This window comes from Sphingobacterium bovisgrunnientis (assembly GCF_009829085.1).
Taxonomy (GTDB): domain Bacteria; phylum Bacteroidota; class Bacteroidia; order Sphingobacteriales; family Sphingobacteriaceae; genus Sphingobacterium; species Sphingobacterium bovisgrunnientis.
The window spans coordinates 1-350 of record NZ_WUQY01000208.1; the positions used below are offsets into that span (position 1 = coordinate 1).

Consider the following 350-nt stretch of genomic DNA (forward strand, 5'->3'; position numbering starts at 1 on the left):
ACGGGCACGGCACATGGACTCATGCTTTCCCGCACGTGTCCCTTGCTCAACACCTCCTCAACTTGCCTTTGAAGCTCCTTCGTCTCCTCGGGGTTACTCCGATAAGCCGGTCGGTTTGGAATGACTGCGCCGGGTACAAAGTCAATTTGACGCTCAATGCTTTGAATGAGTGGCAACCCACTAGGCGCGTCCTCGGGAAAGACATCGACGAATTCCTGCAATAAAGAAATAGCCAAACTAGGAAAGAATGTGTTAATTTCCTCAAAATTGAGGAATGACTCTTTGTAAACCAAGAGGATTATTTGTTGCTTCTCCACAATTGCCTTTTTCAATTCACTCTCTCTCACAAA

Annotated in this window: 1 protein-coding gene; it reads right to left on the minus strand. The window is 46.9% G+C overall.

Annotated elements, in window-relative coordinates; genetic code table 11:
- Positions 1-332 (minus strand): hypothetical protein (locus tag GOQ16_RS18585; RefSeq protein ID WP_204987530.1); only part of this gene is annotated, 332 nt, incomplete at its 3' end.
- Positions 333-350 lie beyond the last annotated feature (18 nt).